This window comes from Domibacillus epiphyticus (genome assembly GCF_001975785.1).
GTDB classification, from domain to species: Bacteria; Bacillota; Bacilli; order Bacillales; family Domibacillaceae; genus Domibacillus; species Domibacillus epiphyticus.
Genome location: NZ_MSFI01000008.1, coordinates 69,555 through 87,319, shown reverse-complemented (window position 1 = coordinate 87,319; position 17,765 = coordinate 69,555). Strand labels below are relative to the sequence as shown.

The 17,765-nt window shown below is 42.0% G+C and carries 18 protein-coding genes; 13 read left to right on the top strand and 5 right to left on the bottom strand.

Annotated elements, in window-relative coordinates:
• Positions 1 to 70: 70 nt before the first annotated feature.
• On the top strand, positions 71 to 529 hold the full coding sequence (locus BTO28_RS05035; protein ID WP_076764456.1) for a PH domain-containing protein: 459 nt from the start codon (positions 71 to 73) through the stop codon (positions 527 to 529).
• Between the two features lie 1,062 nt (positions 530 to 1,591).
• Positions 1,592 to 2,518 carry a phosphodiester glycosidase family protein gene (locus BTO28_RS05025; RefSeq protein WP_144289451.1) on the top strand — a complete coding sequence of 309 codons (927 nt, stop codon included), beginning with the start codon at positions 1,592 to 1,594 and terminating at the stop codon, positions 2,516 to 2,518.
• Positions 2,519 to 2,830: 312 nt separating this feature from the next.
• On the opposite strand, the gene BTO28_RS05020 is transcribed toward BTO28_RS05025, so the two are convergent.
• Together BTO28_RS05020 and BTO28_RS05015 are read right to left on the bottom strand one after the other, a co-directional pair.
• Positions 2,831 to 3,154 carry an iron-sulfur cluster biosynthesis family protein gene (locus tag BTO28_RS05020; protein WP_076764453.1) on the bottom strand — a complete coding sequence of 108 codons (324 nt, stop codon included), beginning with the start codon at positions 3,152 to 3,154 and terminating at the stop codon, positions 2,831 to 2,833.
• Between the two features lie 74 nt (positions 3,155 to 3,228).
• Positions 3,229 to 4,038 carry an alpha/beta fold hydrolase gene (locus BTO28_RS05015; protein WP_076764452.1) on the bottom strand — a complete coding sequence of 270 codons (810 nt, stop codon included), beginning with the start codon at positions 4,036 to 4,038 and terminating at the stop codon, positions 3,229 to 3,231.
• A gap of 190 nt (positions 4,039 to 4,228) precedes the next feature.
• Here BTO28_RS05015 and BTO28_RS05010 point away from each other — a divergent pair, with 190 nt between their 5' ends.
• The 4 genes from BTO28_RS05010 to BTO28_RS17765 are packed head-to-tail and all read left to right on the top strand — an operon-like array spanning position 4,229 to position 6,365.
• The gene (locus BTO28_RS05010) at positions 4,229 to 5,014 is read left to right on the top strand and encodes a PhzF family phenazine biosynthesis protein (RefSeq protein ID WP_076764451.1); all 786 of its coding nucleotides are present in this window, start codon (positions 4,229 to 4,231) and stop codon (positions 5,012 to 5,014) included.
• Between the two features lie 38 nt (positions 5,015 to 5,052).
• Positions 5,053 to 5,610: a DJ-1/PfpI family protein gene (locus BTO28_RS05005; protein WP_076764450.1), complete on the top strand. Its 558-nt coding sequence runs from the start codon at positions 5,053 to 5,055 to the stop codon at positions 5,608 to 5,610.
• A 58-nt stretch (positions 5,611 to 5,668) separates the two neighbouring features.
• Positions 5,669 to 5,962, top strand: coding sequence for a DUF2306 domain-containing protein (locus BTO28_RS17770; RefSeq protein ID WP_332888707.1), 294 nt, complete (start codon positions 5,669 to 5,671; stop codon positions 5,960 to 5,962).
• Positions 5,949 to 6,365, top strand: coding sequence for a hypothetical protein (locus BTO28_RS17765; RefSeq protein WP_332888706.1), 417 nt, complete (start codon positions 5,949 to 5,951; stop codon positions 6,363 to 6,365). The genes BTO28_RS17770 and BTO28_RS17765 overlap by 14 nt, the downstream gene beginning before the upstream one ends.
• 125 nt (positions 6,366 to 6,490) lie before the next feature.
• On the opposite strand, the gene BTO28_RS04995 is transcribed toward BTO28_RS17765, so the two are convergent.
• On the bottom strand, positions 6,491 to 6,922 hold the full coding sequence (locus BTO28_RS04995; protein WP_076764449.1) for a hypothetical protein: 432 nt from the start codon (positions 6,920 to 6,922) through the stop codon (positions 6,491 to 6,493).
• A 505-nt stretch (positions 6,923 to 7,427) separates the two neighbouring features.
• On the opposite strand from BTO28_RS04995, the gene BTO28_RS04990 reads away from it, so the two are divergent.
• Both BTO28_RS04990 and BTO28_RS04985 read left to right on the top strand, forming a co-directional pair.
• Entirely contained in the window at positions 7,428 to 7,616 is a 189-nt protein-coding gene (locus tag BTO28_RS04990) for a hypothetical protein (protein WP_076764448.1), read from the top strand.
• Positions 7,617 to 7,668: 52 nt separating this feature from the next.
• Entirely contained in the window at positions 7,669 to 7,875 is a 207-nt protein-coding gene (locus BTO28_RS04985) for a hypothetical protein (protein ID WP_076764447.1), read from the top strand.
• A gap of 58 nt (positions 7,876 to 7,933) precedes the next feature.
• Here BTO28_RS04985 and BTO28_RS04980 read toward each other — a convergent pair whose 3' ends face one another.
• On the bottom strand, positions 7,934 to 9,745 hold the full coding sequence (locus BTO28_RS04980) for an L-lactate permease (protein ID WP_076764446.1): 1,812 nt from the start codon (positions 9,743 to 9,745) through the stop codon (positions 7,934 to 7,936).
• A gap of 171 nt (positions 9,746 to 9,916) precedes the next feature.
• On the opposite strand from BTO28_RS04980, the gene BTO28_RS04975 reads away from it, so the two are divergent.
• The 4 genes from BTO28_RS04975 to BTO28_RS04960 all read left to right on the top strand — a co-directional run bounded on the left by BTO28_RS04975 (position 9,917) and on the right by BTO28_RS04960 (position 13,641).
• On the top strand, positions 9,917 to 10,660 hold the full coding sequence (locus BTO28_RS04975) for a FadR/GntR family transcriptional regulator (protein ID WP_076764445.1): 744 nt from the start codon (positions 9,917 to 9,919) through the stop codon (positions 10,658 to 10,660).
• A gap of 113 nt (positions 10,661 to 10,773) precedes the next feature.
• Complete coding sequence (locus BTO28_RS04970; protein ID WP_076764444.1) at positions 10,774 to 11,490, top strand: (Fe-S)-binding protein; 717 nt, start codon at positions 10,774 to 10,776, stop codon at positions 11,488 to 11,490.
• A 13-nt stretch (positions 11,491 to 11,503) separates the two neighbouring features.
• Complete coding sequence (locus tag BTO28_RS04965) at positions 11,504 to 12,934, top strand: LutB/LldF family L-lactate oxidation iron-sulfur protein (protein ID WP_076764443.1); 1,431 nt, start codon at positions 11,504 to 11,506, stop codon at positions 12,932 to 12,934.
• Positions 12,931 to 13,641, top strand: a complete 711-nt coding sequence (locus tag BTO28_RS04960) for a LutC/YkgG family protein (RefSeq protein ID WP_076764442.1) — start codon at positions 12,931 to 12,933, stop codon at positions 13,639 to 13,641. The genes BTO28_RS04965 and BTO28_RS04960 overlap by 4 nt, the downstream gene beginning before the upstream one ends.
• Positions 13,642 to 13,768: 127 nt before the next feature.
• On the opposite strand, the gene cls is transcribed toward BTO28_RS04960, so the two are convergent.
• Positions 13,769 to 15,295, bottom strand: coding sequence for a cardiolipin synthase (cls, locus tag BTO28_RS04955; protein WP_076764441.1), 1,527 nt, complete (start codon positions 15,293 to 15,295; stop codon positions 13,769 to 13,771).
• A 139-nt stretch (positions 15,296 to 15,434) separates the two neighbouring features.
• On the opposite strand from cls, the gene BTO28_RS04950 reads away from it, so the two are divergent.
• The gene (locus BTO28_RS04950) at positions 15,435 to 17,759 is read left to right on the top strand and encodes a 3-hydroxyacyl-CoA dehydrogenase/enoyl-CoA hydratase family protein (protein ID WP_076764440.1); all 2,325 of its coding nucleotides are present in this window, start codon (positions 15,435 to 15,437) and stop codon (positions 17,757 to 17,759) included.
• The last annotated feature ends 6 nt before the right edge of the window (positions 17,760 to 17,765 follow it).

Genomic DNA, 17,765 nt, shown 5'->3' with positions numbered 1-17,765 from the left:
GAAAAACCTTTTTAGAATGCATGATAACTGTAATAATTAAATACGATTTATATACAGAGGAGAGATGACATTGGTTTTTCCATCAAAAAAAAGTATTTGGATGTCTTTAGTTATTTGGATCATCATATTAACTTGCATCTTGCCATCTATCTTATCCATTGAACCAATAGGAGTAATCATGTTGCCTGAAATTCTTAATAATAAAGTGATAACAACCATAATATTGTTAATACCAGCAATTTATTTATTATGGATATGGTTCGGCACACGCTATGAAATTCAACAATCAATATTAAACGTACATTTTGGACCTTATAAAAAAATAATTGATATTGGTACAATTAGTACGATCAGGCAGACAAAGAATCCATTTATTGATCCCGCATTATCAGGAGATAAAATCGAAATCAATTATAATGAATTTGAAACTATTAATATATCTCCAAAAGATAAAGAGGCGTTCTTAAGACAAATACTCAAAATAAACCCCCATATAAAAATTGATAATAAGTCTAGGCTGCTTAGTTAATATTTAATGGATTACTAGCTTTATCAAGAAGAACTATTGGTCGATTAGGTCTGGTAATTACTCGTCCCTCTTTTAGATACTTATATGTTTTGTATATTTATCATTATTCATTAAAATGCAAAATAAAAAAATAAAGTTAATGCTCGTATCGGCTAGCCTTATACTTCTAATAATCTCATGCCTCGAATGGATCGGTTTATATGGGTTTCAAAATTCATAATAAAATGTGTTTTTAAAAAGACCTATCAAAATAATCATTTTATAACACTGTTTAAATCTAAACAGTGTTATTTATTTTCATGATCATTTGTCAAGTTAAGTGCAGCATTTCGCCGATGAACGCTTCGTGTGGCGTGCGCCAGTCAAGACACTTTCATGGCCGGTTGTTGAGCAGCTGGAGAGCCCGGTCGAGCTCGGCACCTGTCACCGAAGCAGGTCATTGGTGTTTTCATTGCTTCCGCGCCCCGATTCGATCGTCATTTTAATCAATCTGCTGATGAAGTTTGGTCGAGGCTGTTACATGGGCTAAAGATGTTGTTCGCTTTGAATTATATTCCGAACAGGAAGGCTGTCAATTAGTATTCATTGAAAAGATTCATACGATAACGAACCATACCCCAAAAGATCTTGCCGGCTGGCATGTTTGTCTGGTCGTCATTAAAAGCGTTATTGGATGGAATAACGATTTATCCCTGTGGAATTTAATGGAAAAAATGGTGTGAAAAGTACGTTCAGGCCGTCAGCCAGACTGTTGAACATGAGTAACGATAAAAAGAAAATTTCATTGTAATGACGCGTAAAGCAGCTATTATAAAAGCTGCTTTTTTTGTTACCTCAAACAAGACATTCCTATTCTTTTATTTGGAATAAACTATACAATTATAACCAGGTATTTTATACTAATAATAGAAATGAGTTGAACATCACTTCTTCTCGCAGCAAAGCTATTATTCTTTTATATTGGAATCTGGCGAAAATCAAAAGAATCTTTCAATATGAGTGAATAAAAATGTTTCAGTTATTTTGTATGTACAGGGGAGTTTTTAATGGTGTTCAAAATGAGTGCCAACTAGAGGGGAGCAGCAAGTTGATATGGTAATTAGAAAAAATAGATTAGGCAAAAGAGCAGCTTTAATAGGTTTATTGATTGGTTTATTCGGGGGCTTTGAAACAGAAAGATTGGAAGAGAACCCGTTTTTATTAACTTCGATTGCTAAAGCAGCAGAAGTAAAACAAGCATCTTCAGTTTTAGTTACAGAGAGAAATGAAAAGAAGAGAAAATCAGATGAGCCTTCAGAAACGTCAAAGAAGTCCTATCAACCTACTTTTAAAAAATATAGTATGTTTAACAGTGCCGTTTATGTGTATACTTCGGGGACAAACGAAACGTTAAAAGTGAGTTTGGGTACATCAAAACTAGAAAGATTAATAAATATGAAGATGAATAAAGAAACAGCCAAAATAAATATGGGTATGTTCGGACCCGGCTCTCAACATGGAGGTATGTATCTCGTAGATGGCAAGTATATTCAAGCCCCTTCAGCGCGGTATATTTCTCTGCATCTTTATAAAGATGGACGTATTGATATTGCAAACTATGACAATAAAACATTTGCTAGAAGCAAGTTAAATCAATTGAAGCAGCAAACAAACTTTGTTGTGGGTACAAGTTACGCTTTAGTTCAAGATGGTGTGAAAAACCTCGAAAATGCCTATCGATTTTCTCACAGCACTCAACGGAACCCACGCTCTCTTTTTGGACAGTTAAAAGATGGACGTTACATTTTAGTTGCTGTTGACGGAAGAAGCGGAACAAGTAAAGGCGTGACGGCGGATCAAAGTGCGCTAATTATGCTGAAATTAGGTGCTGTAGAAGCCGTAAACTTTGACGGCGGTGGTTCTAGTTCTCTTGTAGTCAGGGGGAAAACAGTTAATAGGCCTACAGAAAATAGAAACATTGGCAGTGCGTTGTTTGTGGTAAAAAAGTGATAATATAATGAGAGTTTTCTAGATTGTGATTGTGAGTACAAAATATTTCTCCGATTTAGTGAATGTAAAGAAAGAAATGGATGTCACTCATCACATAATAAGAACAGAGGTCCGGAGCAAAAAAGCCGGTTCACTTTGAACACGTATTCGAAGACGGTTAAGGGGGATTGCGATATTGCCTGAACTCCGCCGACTTACAATTTATCCCAAAAGAAGAACTGGTTGAAAGGGGATATGAAGAATATCTAATCATTATTTAAGTGTCATAAAATCCAAAGAAAAAAGCGGCGTGCGTCTTGCAGCCGCTTTTCATTATTTATTCCGAAACGCCATCCGGCCGTTCAAAATCTGACCAGGGCTTTTTAGCTGGAACATGCCCGCATCTGTTGAGTAATCAATTTTTAGCTCTTCATCGTAAAACACCATTTTCGGTTTTTCAACGAGAATGGACATGTCATTGGTTTCAAGCAGTACATCATGATCCTCATCTGGTTCATCTACATACCATAAGGTTGGGACACCGTTCAGCACGCATCCGTTGCCTTCTGTATCCCATTTTAACTTCAACAAGCCGCGTTCACGATTTCGCAATTCTCGAATTTTTTTAGCGGCGGCGGGTGTTATGGTAATCTCCATTGTCGTTCATCCTTTTTTCTTTTCAGTATATCATAGCTGTTTTTTTAAGGCTTGCCGGACGATTGGAAAGCAGATTATCCAATAAATTCAGCTAATGTCTGATTGAATTTATCCCGCTCTTCCCAGAACAATCCGTGACCGCTGTTTTCAAACGATACAAGTTTTGAGTTTTTTATCCCTCTATTTTGTGCTTCTGCAAGTGGAAATGGACAGACTTTATCATGAATACCATGAAGAATGAGTGTCGGAACTTGAATGTTTTCAAGATCAGAAAACAAGCTTTCATCTCTAAGTGAGGCAGCAAGCGACGCTGTGGACCAGCCTGCAGCCTGGAGCCCCAACTGGAAGAACCAGTCGGAGAAAGAGCGAGTGACATATTGAAAGAAAAAGAGGTCTCCGAATTCTTTCAGCATGTTTGGACGGTCCTCATATGTTTCCTGAATATGTTTTGTCACGTCTTCTTTCGTCATCCCGTAAGGAAAATCAGGAAGTTTTGTAAAGCTTGGTGCTGCGGCAGCGAATAAAGCAAGCTTTTCCACCCCATACCCATTATGGCGTGCCATGTATCGAATGGATATGGCTCCTCCTACAGAGTGTCCTGCGAGTGTAACATTTTCTAAGTGAAGTTCTTCAATCACAGCCCTCACGTCATCGGCCATTCGATCGTAGGAGTAGCCGCTTGAAGGTTTGTCCGAGTTGCCGAATCCCCTTAAGTCCATACCTATGCATCGATAGCCCATCGAAGGAAGGTGGTTAAACTGGTATTCAAACAGCTTATGATTTGCGGGCCAACCGTGTAAAAACAAAATTGTCTTTGCGCTTTTTTGGTTCACATCTTCCACATATATATTTACATCAGGCTCTATTCTCAAATAATATCCCACGTGAATTCCTCCTATAAAGACTGCTGTCCTGAAAGGTATTCATCTACAGGAAATAAAATGACTTTATGAAAAATATTTTTTCTTTTTGTAATGTTTGGCTGTTCCCATACCCGCTAACTTTTTACCATTTTTTATAAAATGCACTGTATAATAGAAAAAGAAAAGGTAGTAGAGAGCAGGAGGGGGATGGATGCACCTATCTATATTTAATACCTTCACAGATCGGGCATTTCGAGGCAATCCGGCGGCTGTTTGTCTGATAAAGGAGGAAAAAACGGATCACTGGATGCAGCAGGTCGCAAGCGAAATAAACTTGCCCGTTACGGCTTTTATACGAACGGCCGGCGAAGAATTTCAGTTAAGGTGGTTTACCCCTTCAACAGAAATCCCAATCTGCGGCCATGGTACGCTTGCCAGTGGTTATTTTTTATGGGAAAACAAATATGTTCAAAAGGAACAGTCCATTCATTTTCAAACAAAAAGTGGAGTCGTGACGGCAAATTTGGTGGATGATTGGGTACAGTTATGGTTTCCTGCGCTTTATGAAAAAGAAGTGGAAACACCAGAATTCCTAGTAGAAGCGCTAGGTGTGAAACCTGTTTATATCGGGCAAAATCAGTATGATCTGCTGGTGGAAGTGGCTTCTGAGGAAATGGTCAGGGAAATGAATCCTGATATAGAGCTGATTAGCCGGATGTCTGTACGTGGTGTGATTGTCACGGCCCGTTCAGATACACCAGACCTCGATTTTGTTTCTCGTTTTTTCTCTCCCGCACAAGGATTGAATGAAGACTATGTCACTGGTTCAGCACATTGCTGCCTGGGTCCGTACTGGAAAAAGAAAATGGGTAAACATGATTTCACTGCCTATCAATCTTCTGAAAGAGGCGGTCTATTAAAAGTAAATGTTGAGGGCAATAAGGTGCGAATTGCGGGGAAAGTGACATCGATTTTGGATGGAAGACTAACAACGTAAATAAGAAATGTTCAAAAGAATGATCGGAGGGAGAAAAAATGAAAATCGCTTTTGTTCTTTTTCATCATGTAACAGCGCTCGACTTCGTTGGTGTGTATGATCCCGTAACGAGATTGAAAACGATGAATGTCATCCCGGATTTAGAGTGGGATATTTGCGCTTTTACAGAAGAAATTGTAGATGGGACAGGTCTTCAGTTTACACCCACGAGAGTAAGGGAATCTCTTGATCAGTACGATCTTGTCATTGTCCCAGGTGGATTTGGCACAAGAACATTACGAAATGATGCTCCGTTTATTGAATGGCTCAAAACAGCAAAAAACTGCAAGATGAAGGCGTCTGTTTGTACAGGGTCACTTCTATTAGGCGCTGCAGGATTTTTAGAAGGGAAATCTGCAACGACGCATCCGAATGCGTTTCTTGAGTTACAAACATACTGTACGGTTCTCAGTGAGCGAATTGTCGATGAAGGGGATATTATTACAGCCGGAGGCGTCAGCTCTTCTATCGATTTAGGACTTTATCTCTGTGAGAAATTAGCCGATTTTGATGCAAAAGAAAAAATCCGAGTACAAATGGACTATCAAAATGTATGAGGTAGGGTGACTCACAATTTTTAAAATTGGTAATGGTATATAGAAAAGAGGTAAATGGATGGAATTTTTTCAGCTAATTCTAATTTTGCATATTATTGGCGGGTTTACTGCGCTTTTCACTTTCTGGATTCCCGTTGTGACAAAGAAAGGGGGGAAGCTGCATAGCATGTCGGGATGGGGGTACGTCGGGGGCATGATAGTAGTGGCGATATCAGCTTTTTACTTAGGTATGTATCGTCTGTTCGACCCGGGGCAGTTCTTCCGAAACCATATCATTTACAATGTTTTTAATTTTTATCGCCATCTTAAGTTCATCGACAGCGTTTTATGGCATTCGGGTGCTCCGGTTTAAAGGGAGGAAGGACGTCCACAAAAACATACTCGATTTAGGATTTCCGCTCCTTCTTCTGACATCGGCTATTGGCATTAGCATATATGGATTCATCAAGGACTTTGCACTCTTAACCTGGTTTCCGCTGTTAGGTGTGTTTTTAAGTGTAACCCAGTTAAAATATTGGCTGCGAAAACTGAATAGAAAAATGCACTGGTGGTTTGAACATTTTGGCGGCATGCTTGGCTGCTCCATCGCCACGATTACAGCTTTTGTTGTGTTCGGGGCACCGAGACTCCTCGATATCGAAACGGTCAGCATTTTGTTATGGTTTCTGCCAACGATGATCTTAACGCCTGTTATTATTGGACTATCCATTTACTATACGAAAAAATTTAACGGCAGTAAGAACAGCAATATTTAGGCATAAGGAAAGACATAGTACGAAGTCAACCCACTTGTTCTATCGTAGACGACTATAAAACCATTCAATAATAAAAAGGGGGCTTCTCAAAAGAGAGCCCCTTCCTCATAAATGCTTTGGTCAAGTTAGAGAATCCCACCTAACAGATCTTCATCTAAAAGATTGTCAGTAAGATTGTTATCCTCATGATTAATTGAATCCAAAAGATTGTCTGAACCATCCAAAAGATCACCGAGTCCGATGCTTGCATTTACATCTAAGTTCAAGCTGGAGATTTCTTCTTCACTCCACCCGGATTTTTCAGCTAAATTTTGAAGGTCCGCTTCCGTTAAGCCGTTAGCATCCGCCCATACTTGAAGATCTTTTACAGTCCAATTATTGGATTCCGCCATAGCTTGTAATTCTTGATTAGAAGATAAATAACCATCGTGGAGTTCTGTATTCAATTTTGTAGAAAGATCCACTTGGCTTTCTTCAGCTCCGTTTGCTAATGCGGCCGATCCCGCACCAAATGCCAGACCTAAAGCCAAACCTGAACTCGCTAATTTCTTCATCATCTTAACATCACTCTCCTATGGTAGATTTATGATACATTTGCAAGTTTCCCCACAGTCACAATCATAAACAGGCAAGTACGAGATGTAATCAATTCGTAAATGCTAAGAAATAAATAGAAATAGGATTACTGAATTTTTAATATTCAGAAAAAATAGACAGCAGTATATAAAAAATTGGAAGAGGATCATTGGCCGGATAGCATCAAATTTTACATAAAAAGGGGCGATCCGGATGGGCGTTCGGACCGCCTAACAATGCACAATGAATCGGTGGGGTAAAGCACTATGATAATGATTATCATTACCGGTTACATTTTTATCATAAACGCAGTTTTCGTATAAGTCAACAAGAAATTGAAAATGATTCTCAAAATCATTAAGAGAAGTTGATGAAGGATATAACAGACGGAAGCATTCACATAACAAACCGCTTGATATTTTCATCATTATGGACCGTCTTGACTAGAAAAAAATATTCAATGTTACAGCCGCCGCGGGTTTTGGAATGCTGATGGGGGGCGTTCTTGCAGCGATTAGTTCCACAAAGCTGAAAGAAAAAACAATCATGTTCAGCGGGTTATTCTTTTTAGGCCTGGCGACGATCATTGAAGTATGGTCAGTTTGGCCGATTTTAACAGGAGGAATGCGGTTACTTACTGGAATTTTATTATGGATCTCATTCAGCCGACGTTGACAGCAGTGATCCGTCTATTGATAAAGCGTACATCGGCAGGGTGAAGGAGTTGATGACACCAGTACTTACCGGTTCTTTGCTGATCGGTACGAGTGTTTCAGGAGTCTTTATGAATATGACATCGCTGATTACCGTTTTTATGACTGCGGGCGTGCTCTTTATCATTGCATCGTTTATTAATATTTATTTGTCTAATCATCAGGAGAAGAATCGAACCGTTTATGATGGAATTACCGTATCTATAGATGGGTGGAAATAATTTTAAAAAAACCGTCTCAACTCAGAGGGGGACTGCCCTTAAGTTGAGACGGTTTTTTTTATCGAACTGCTGCTAGTGATAATCCATTTTTCGCAGTAACGAGCCGTGCAAGATATACGATAACGATGGCAGCATAAACGAGAAGCCAAACGTTGACAACACCGTGAATAATGGCCATGCCAAGGAATCCAGCTGCAAGCAAGTAGTAGGTCATTGGCAGAAGAACGCTGCGTATGAGGGCGCCTTCTTTACCAATTAAGCCGACTGTAGCGGATGCAGCAACAACATTGTGGACGCAAATCATATTACCGGCAGCACCGCCGACCGCTTGCATGGCCACCACAATGCCAGACTGATGTACGTCTAGTCCGATGTTGCCAGCAGCACCGAACTGGAACAGGGAGAACATCATATTGCTGAACGTATTGCTTCCGGCAATAAACGCACCGAGAGCACCGACTGAAGGGGCAACGATCGGCCAAAAATCACCAGCGATAACCGAAACACTTTCGGCAAGAACAAGCGGCATATTTTGACCGGCGAGAGCTTCTGTCGCAGCGGACACTTTATCCGCAGCTAAAGACGTATTCAAGAAAATTTTAATCATGGGTACCGCAAAAATAAGCGCTAAACCAGCAGAAGCAGCTGTTTTAAATGAACTTTTCCAAGCGTGTTTGTAGTCCGCAGACTTCATGCGGTGGAGGAAGAATGTTAAAACAGACACAACGATAAAAATAAAGCCCGGTAAAAAAAGAGGTGTTGATGTTGTTGTAATACCAGATCCGAACGTATTTTCAAATACCATTGCAGGCGCTTTCAAAGCAGACGTCAATGGCTCGACCGTACGTGATGCAACCAGAAGCCCGGCAACAAGAATGTACGGAAGCCATGACATCGCCATTGAAATAGAACGATTTGTTCCTTCTTCTCGTTCTGGTTCATGGTTAAGTTTGCCGAACCAGTCTTCTTCCCATTTGCTTCTAGGAGGGAAATCAAAAACCTCGTCTTTTGCCGGCATAAACAATCCTTTTTGTGCAGCCGGTACGACAATGATAAGAGCGATTAGTGAACCAAGCAGCGATGGGAATTCCGGTCCTAACAAGGTGGCAATAATATAGTAAGGAACGGTAAAAGCGATTCCTGCAAACAGGGCAAATTTCCATACTTTTAACCCTTCGCGAAATGACTTGTTCAGCCCGAAAAAGCGAGTAAGCATGGCGACAACAAATAATGGAATCAATGTGCCTACGATTCCGTGAATAAGGGCGACATTGGATGTAATATACAGAAGATAATCGGTGTAATTCATGCCTGTGCCTTCGAGCCCCGCGAGTACAGACGGCTGATCTGTTAACCCGGTGTTCACACCAATTTGAAGTGGTGTACCGATGGCGCCGAATGAGACAGGCGTACTTTGAATAATGAGGGATACCATAACGGCGGCCATCGCAGGAAATCCAATTGCCACAAGAAGCGGAGCTGCGATTGCGGCAGGTGTGCCAAATCCCGCAGATCCTTCTATAAACGATCCAAACAACCAGGCAATGATAATGGCTTGAACACGACGATCTGGTGAAATTCCAATAAAACCGCGGCGAATCGTATTGATGGCACCGCTTTCTTTTACAGTATTTAAAAGAAGTACGGCACCGAATACGATGAAAATAACTTCAAGTGCTGTGATCAGGCCATTAAATGCAGCACCAGCGACAACATTAGCGTCCGTTCCCCAGACGAACATGGCGATGAGCGCAGTAACGAAAAGTGCGATCGGCATCGCGCGGCTAGCCGGCCAGTTTAAGAAAACAAGAAAAACCAAGATCGTAATGATCGGCACAATTGCAATCAATGACAATGTTAGCAAACTCATAATATGGCACCCTCCTAAAAGTAAGCGATTTCAAAATTAGTTAATGATTTGGTCATCAGATGACCTGTTTTGATTATAGAGGGAATGTTCTGAAAAAACAATCAAAATTTTTAAAAAATCAAAATTTCTTCTGATTTCCGTTTATAATAAAAACAAGAGGTGACGATAACGTTGAAATACAAGCAAATTAAACCGAAAAAAATATATGAAGAAGTAGCCGAAACACTGATTGAATCCATTCGCTCTGGCGAGTTGCAGCCGGGTGAAAAGTTAGATTCCGTTCAGCAGCTGGCTGAAAGTTTTCAGGTCGGGCGCTCGGCAATTCGAGAAGCACTTACATCTCTGCGTGCGATGGGCTTAATCGAAATGAGACAGGGAGAAGGGACATATGTAAAATCCTTTTCTGCTGATGGGATCGCGTTTCCTTTACAGAGTGCGTTGTTAATGAACCGTGATGATTTAACCGGCTTAATGGAAGTGCGAAAAATTTTAGAAACAGGGATTGCGGCTTCGGCAGCGAACCGGCGAACCGATGAAGATCTCGACGCAATGAAGCAGGCTTTTGCCGATATGACAAAGTATTCAGGTGACGCAGAGCTGGGAGAGAAAGCAGATCTCGCGTTTCACTTAGCGATTGCAGAAGCAGCCGGCAATAAACTTTTGGCAAGCTTAATGCATCATGTGTCAGACATGACCGCGGAATCAATGCGTGAAACACGCCGCATTTGCCTATATTCGAAAACAGCAACAGTCGATCAATTAAATGTTCAGCATGATGCGATTTTGCGTGCCATTCAAGAAGGAAATCCGTCGTCAGCGCGCAGCGCAATGGCATTGCATCTTGATTATGTCGAGCATGTTCTGCATGACTATATGAACAATAACGATGTGTATACTGAAACCGGTGAAATCTAGCCGGTTTTTTTGTTTTATAAAAAGCGTTTGTGGTTATGTAAGCGTTTGTAGTATGATAAAAATAAAACAATAATACAGGTCATCTGATGACCTTACTTCATGGGGTGGGAAAATTGAAGGTAACACTATTTATTACGTGTATTGTTGATATGTTTCAAGCCGATGTAGGGAAAGCAACTGTGGAATTGCTGGAACGCCTTGGGTGTGAGATTGAATTTCCGATGGGTCAGGTTTGCTGCGGTCAGCCTGCGTACAATTCAGGATATGTGGAAGAATCAAAAGATGCGATGAAAAAGATGATTGCGACATTCGAAAATGCGGAAGTCATTGTCACACCGTCCGGCTCATGTGCGACGATGTTTAAAGAATACCAGCATATTTTCCATGACGATCCAATTTGGCGTCCGAGGGCGGAAAAGCTTGCGTCGAAAACATATGAACTGACGGAGTTTATCCTCGATGTCTTAAAAGTGGAAGATGTAGGGGCGAGATTAGATGGTGTGGCAACATATCACCCATCTTGCCATATGACGCGCCTTCTTGGTGTAAAAGATGCGCCAATGAGGTTACTTAAAAATGTGGAGGGGCTTTCATTCGAACCACTTCCAAACGCACATAACTGCTGCGGATTCGGCGGCACATTCTCGGTGAAAATGGGCAATATTTCTGAACAAATGGTGGATGAAAAAGTAGATTCTGCGGAAATGACTGGCGCTGATTTTTTAATTGGTGCTGATGGCGGCTGTTTAATGAATATCGGCGGCAGAATCGAGCGGAGGGGAAAACCAATTCGTGTCATGCACATTGCGGAAGTATTAAACAGCCGGTAAGGGGGAAAACAATATGGCGATGAAAATCGGTGAAGGAAAATTTAAAGACAATGTAAACGAAAATATGCAGGATACATTTATGCGTGGAGCGGTGGCAGGAGCGCAGGAGCGTCTTCGAACACGTCGTCTGGATGCTGCAGAAGAGCTGGGGAACTGGGAAGAGTGGAGGTCACATGGAGAAGAAATTCGCAAGCATGTGCTTGACAACCTTGATTATTACTTGCATGAACTGGCAGAAAATGTCCAAAAACGGGGCGGACACGTGTATTTTGCTGAAACAGCGGATGAAGCGAATGCGTACGTTCGCGAAGTCGTCAATTCCAAAAACGGCAAAAAAATCGTCAAATCGAAGTCTATGGTTACGGAAGAAATCGGTTTAAATCAAATTTTGGAAGAAGAAGGATGTGAAGTGATCGAGACGGATCTCGGTGAGTACATTTTACAGCTCGATGACCACGATCCACCTTCACATATCGTTGCGCCGGCACTCCATAAAAATAAAGAACAAATCCGAGACGTGTTTGCGGAGAAATTAGATTATAAATTAACATCGAAACCGGAAGAACTGGCCCTTCATGCACGGGAGAAACTGCGCCAGGAATTTTTAACAGCGGACATCGGTATTACTGGCTGTAATTTCGCCATTTCAGAATCTGGTTCTATCAGCCTTGTTACAAATGAAGGAAATGCGCGCCTTGTTTCTGCACTGCCGAAAACGCAAATTACGGTGATGGGGATGGAACGCATAGTACCCACATTTGAAGAATTTGAAGTATTGGTCAGCCTCCTTACACGTAGTGCGGTCGGACAAAAATTAACAAGCTATATCACGGCACTTTCCGGTCCGCGTCAGGATGGCGATGCAGATGGACCGGAAGAATTTCACCTTGTTATTGTGGATAATGGACGTTCAAAAATCTTGGGGACTGAATTTCAGTCAGTGTTACAGTGTATTCGCTGCGCTGCTTGTATTAATGTATGTCCGGTATACCGCCACATTGGCGGCCACTCGTACAATTCAATTTATCCGGGACCAATTGGTGCAGTATTAACGCCTCTTCTTGGCGGCTATGATGATTTCAAAGAACTGCCATACGCGTCAACATTATGTGCGGCTTGTACAGATGCATGTCCGGTGAAAATTCCATTGCATGAACTTTTACATAAACACCGCCAGGTCATTGTGGAAAAAGAAGGACGTGCACCAATTTCAGAGAAACTTGCGATGAAGGCATTTGGACTTGGTGCTTCATCGAACCCTCTTTATGGAGCGGGTTCGAAAATGGCCTCTACTGTCATGAAGCCATTTACGAAAGATGGGCGTATTTCAAACGGACCGGGTCCTTTAAAAACGTGGACGGAAATTCGCGAATTTCCGGCACCGAACAAAGAACGGTTCCGTGACTGGTTTAAGGAACACGAGTCAGGAGGAGTTAAAAAATGATACACAACCGCGACTCTTTTTTAGATAATATAGCTGAACGGCTTGGCCGCAGCCGAAATACATCAGTGAAACCGGATGGTAACTGGGCATTTCGTCCGCAGGACAAAACATTGACCGGCAAAACAGCCGATGAACTAATGGAAGTTTTACGCAATCAATGCCGGCTTATTCATACGGAACTAATCGAAACGTCTAGTGATAAGCTTGCAGCGGTTCTGGAATCAACGGTCAATTTGTACGGGGGTGGTCCAATTTCGCTATGGCGTGACCTTCGCTTTGATGAATTCGGTCTCGGTAAACTTGTTCGCGAAACGTGGCCTGCTCGCAGCGTCGAAGTGAATGAATGGGATTCCAATCGAGGGAAAGAAAATATTGCTGAAGCCGAGCGTGCCAATATCGGCATTACATTCAGCGATATGACGCTCGCTGAATCCGGTACAGTGGTGCTGTTTTCAAGCTCTGATAAAGGGCGGTCCGTTAGTTTGCTGCCCCACAAGTACATTGCGATCATTCCTAAAAGCACGGTTGTCCCCCGTATGACACAGGCTGCACAGGAAATATCACGACGCGTTCAGACTGGTGAAACAATTCCATCGTGTATTAATTTCATCACTGGACCGAGCAACTCCGCAGATATTGAAATGAATTTAGTCGTCGGTGTGCATGGTCCCGTAAAAGCGGCATATATCATCGTGGAAGATCGATAAATTCCCTAAATGGTTAGCTGAATAACTTGTATAAGAAATAAAATAGAAAATTAGAAAATCCGCAGTGAATATACAGCGGATTTTTTATTATAGTGCATAAAGCCGCTCATAAGAGCGGCTTTATGCACTATAAAATAGGCGACAGTAATCTGGCAAGAGATTCCCCAATTCGTTTTAGGAAATTTCTATGTTCATATCGTTCACGGCTAATCGGAACCGAATCGGAAAAGTCCTTTAAAAAGTCCACTTCGACTTTTTCGACGGCCGGTGTCCGGTTGTATAGGAACGTCATGAGTTCATGGTTAAGACGGAAGCTGCGGACGTCAAAATTGGCTGTCCCCACAATAGCATGCTTTCCGTCTATCAGCAGCACTTTTGAATGAATAAAAGAATCATCCCGGTATGCGAATACTTTTACACCGGCGCTTAATAAATCCTGAAAATATGAATTTGTACCATAAAACGAGATTGCACGGTCTCCTTTTCCGGGGACGATAACGCGCACATCTTTGCCACTTCGCGCCGCTACACGGACAGCGGCTAGGGATTCGTCATCCGGTACAAAATAAGGGGATGCAATCCAGATTGATTTTTCGGCGGATTGAATCATTTCCATCATCGCATCACGTACATCCCGTTCTTCATTGTATGGCCCGCCATATACCGTCTGAACCATTTCGTCTGCTTCATGTGTTTCAGATGGAAAATAAGCAGAAAATCGAAACGTTTCTTTTAATTCATCAAGCAATGACGTTTTCGCACTCGTTGCATGAATCCAATCAGTGATAAACGCTTCCTGTAATTGGCGTACAGCGGGACCTTCCATTCGTATATGTGTGTCGCGCCATACTTCGAACTGTTCTGTATTGCTTCTGTATTCTTCACCGACGTTAAGCCCGCCGGTGAATCCAGTGTGTCCGTCAACGACAACCATTTTTCGGTGGTTCCGCAAATTTGCCGTTCGTGTAAACCAAGGGGATACGATTGGATCAAAGGCATACACTTCACCGCCTGCCTCTTTTAAAGGACTCAAAAACGACGCTGATAATCCAGAGGAACCGAGACCATCATACAAAAAGCGCACATGTACATTTGCTTCTGCTCGTTCTACAAGAGCATCGCGCACTTCTGTTGATAGTTCATCCTCGCGGAAAATATAATATTGAATGTGAATGTGATGTTCCGCATGGCGGATCGCATCGAGAATGGCCGGGAATGTTTCCTCTCCGTTTGTTAATATATCAACCTTATTTCCCGCGAGTGCTTCAAAGCCGGTCATATTTTGAATTTTTTTTGCTTGGGGAACCATTTTTGAAATATCCCATTTCTCACCGTGATGGCGCATCGTTGTAATAAATTTCACTGTTTCTAAAATGACATGCTTTGGCAGCATCCGGCTGCGCGGATCCCGTCCAAACACAGAATAGACGATTGCACCTGCCAGGGGAAAGACGAGTACGATTGCAATCCAAGCGACTTTTGAGTTCGTTCCGCGTGAATCGAATAATAATAAATTAAATACAACAATAATCGAAATGATTCCGGCGAGATATGTAAATGCAACCGACAATTCATTCGAAAAATAGCGTAGTCCAAAATATACGAGCGCAACAACAGTAATTAAAACGATTAGCTGCACTGTTTTTTCTCTCATGGCAAATACCCTCCCTCTCAACCAACTATGTATCAGTTTACCCGTTTTTTCCGGAAGTGACTGTTGAAATTTTAAAAAAGGTCCTGTATAGTGAAAATAAGAATAAATGAATGAGTATTCATTCAAAGGAGGATACAAAGTGGTTCAGCACATTCGAAAAGCAGCGGTCATCGGGTCAGGTGTCATGGGCTCAGGCATTGCCGCGCATCTTGCGAACATTGGCATTCCATCCATTTTACTTGATATTGTCCCAGAGAATGCAAAAAATAGAAACGAACTTTCTGAAAGCGCTATCCGAAAATTATTCAAACAAAAACCAGCACCGCTTTCTTCAAAACAAAACGCGCATCTTATCACAGCCGGAAATCTCGAAGATGACCTTGATAAACTCGCGGAAGCAGACTGGATTGTCGAAGTCGTTGTGGAGCGTCTTGACGTGAAAAAGGCTGTTTTTGAAAAAGTTGACCGGCATCGAAAGCCAGGCAGCATTGTTTCATCCAACACATCAGGCATTTCTGTTGAAGCGATGAAAGAAGGACGGAGCAAGGATTTTAGAAAGCATTTTCTCGGCACTCACTTTTTTAACCCGCCCCGATATTTAAAATTGCTTGAAGTCATTTCAACATCTGAAACAGACCCGGATGTATTATATTACATGAAAAAGTTCGGAGAAGACGTGCTTGGAAAAGGCGTGGTATTCGCGAAAGATACACCGAATTTTATCGCAAACCGGATTGGCACATATGGTTTGCTGAAGACGATGCATGTTATGACCGAGATGAATTTATCACCGGGTGAAGTTGATTCTATTACAGGACCGCTTATTGGCCGGCCAAAAAGCGCTACTTTCAGAACACTCGATGTTGTTGGCCTCGATACGTTCATTCACGTCGCCAAAAACGTTTATGATCTGGTGGATGGTGAGGAAAAAGCAATATTTAACGTGCCGGAAGCACTTTTGAAAATGCGTGACAAGGGCTGGATCGGAGCGAAAGCAGGTCAGGGCTTTTTTAAAAAGGATGGAAAGACTATTCTTGAGCTAGATCTAAATGTAATGGAATATATTGAACGAAAGAAAATGAAAGCGGCTTCAATCGAGAGAGCCAAACAGCAAAAAGGATCTATGAAATGGAAAACGCTTGTATATTCGGACGATCAGGCGGGGCAATTCATTTGGAATATGCTCGCACCGACACTGTTGTATTCGGCGCGGTTAACCGGTGAAATTGCTGATGATATTGTATCAATTGATAGGGCCATGAAATGGGGATTTGGATGGAGTGAAGGCCCTTTTGAAATTTGGGATAAAATCGGTATCGCTGATTCAATTAACAAGATGGAATCTGACGGACACATCATTCCAGATTGGGTGAAAGAGATGGACGGTGACACGTTTTATAAAAACGGCCTTTATTACGATCCGTCATCTCAATCGTATAATCCGATTGAAAAGAATCCGAAAGCCATCGATTTAAAACAGCTGAAACAGGAAGGGAACGTCATTAAACAAAACAGCGGAGCGAATTTGATCGATCTTGGCGATGGTGTGGCACTTCTTGAATTTACCTCTCCAAACAACGCAATTGGCATGGATATCGTACAGATGATCAATACAGCAGTCGATGAAGTTGAGAAAAATTATAAAGGTCTTGTCATTGGAAACCAGGGGAAAAACTTCTGTGTTGGCGCGAACCTCGCGATGATCTTAATGGCCGCGCAAGATGATGACATATGGGAAATCGATATGGTTGTCAAGGGGTTCCAGCAGGCGATGATGAAAGTTAAATACAGTGCAAAACCAGTTGTTGCCGCCCCGTTTGGGATGACGCTGGGAGGGGGAACGGAAGTATGTTTGCCGGCCGCACATATTCAAGCTTCAATGGAAACGTATATGGGACTTGTCGAAGCAGGTGTTGGGCTTATTCCAGGAGGCGGGGGAAATAAAGAGCTTTATATTCGCCACCTTGAACAGCTGCCAGCTGGTGTTACGGTTGATTTGCAGGCAGTTGCAAATAAAGTATTTGAAACGATTGCGATGGCTAAAGTGTCAACATCGGGGGCAGAGGCACGAGATAATAATTTTTTATATAAAGCTGACGGAATTAGCGCTAATCATGATCATCTGCTGCATGACGCAAAACAGGCAGTCCTTCATTTATACGGGAAGGGATACACCGCACCAGTTCGCAAAAAAGTGCCGGTCACAGGTGAAACCGGTTACGCGACACTATTACTAGGTGCGCAGTCAATGCACGCATCTGGATTTATATCCGATTATGATTTGACAATAGCCAAAAAGCTTGCATGGGTGATTGCAGGAGGCAAAGTCCCGTTCGGAACGGAAGTCGATGAACAGTATTTGCTCGATCTTGAGCGGGAAGCATTTTTACAGCTCGTAGCACAGCCGAAAACACAGGAGCGAATGCACCATATGCTCGTTAAGGGAAAACCACTTCGTAATTAAAGGGGA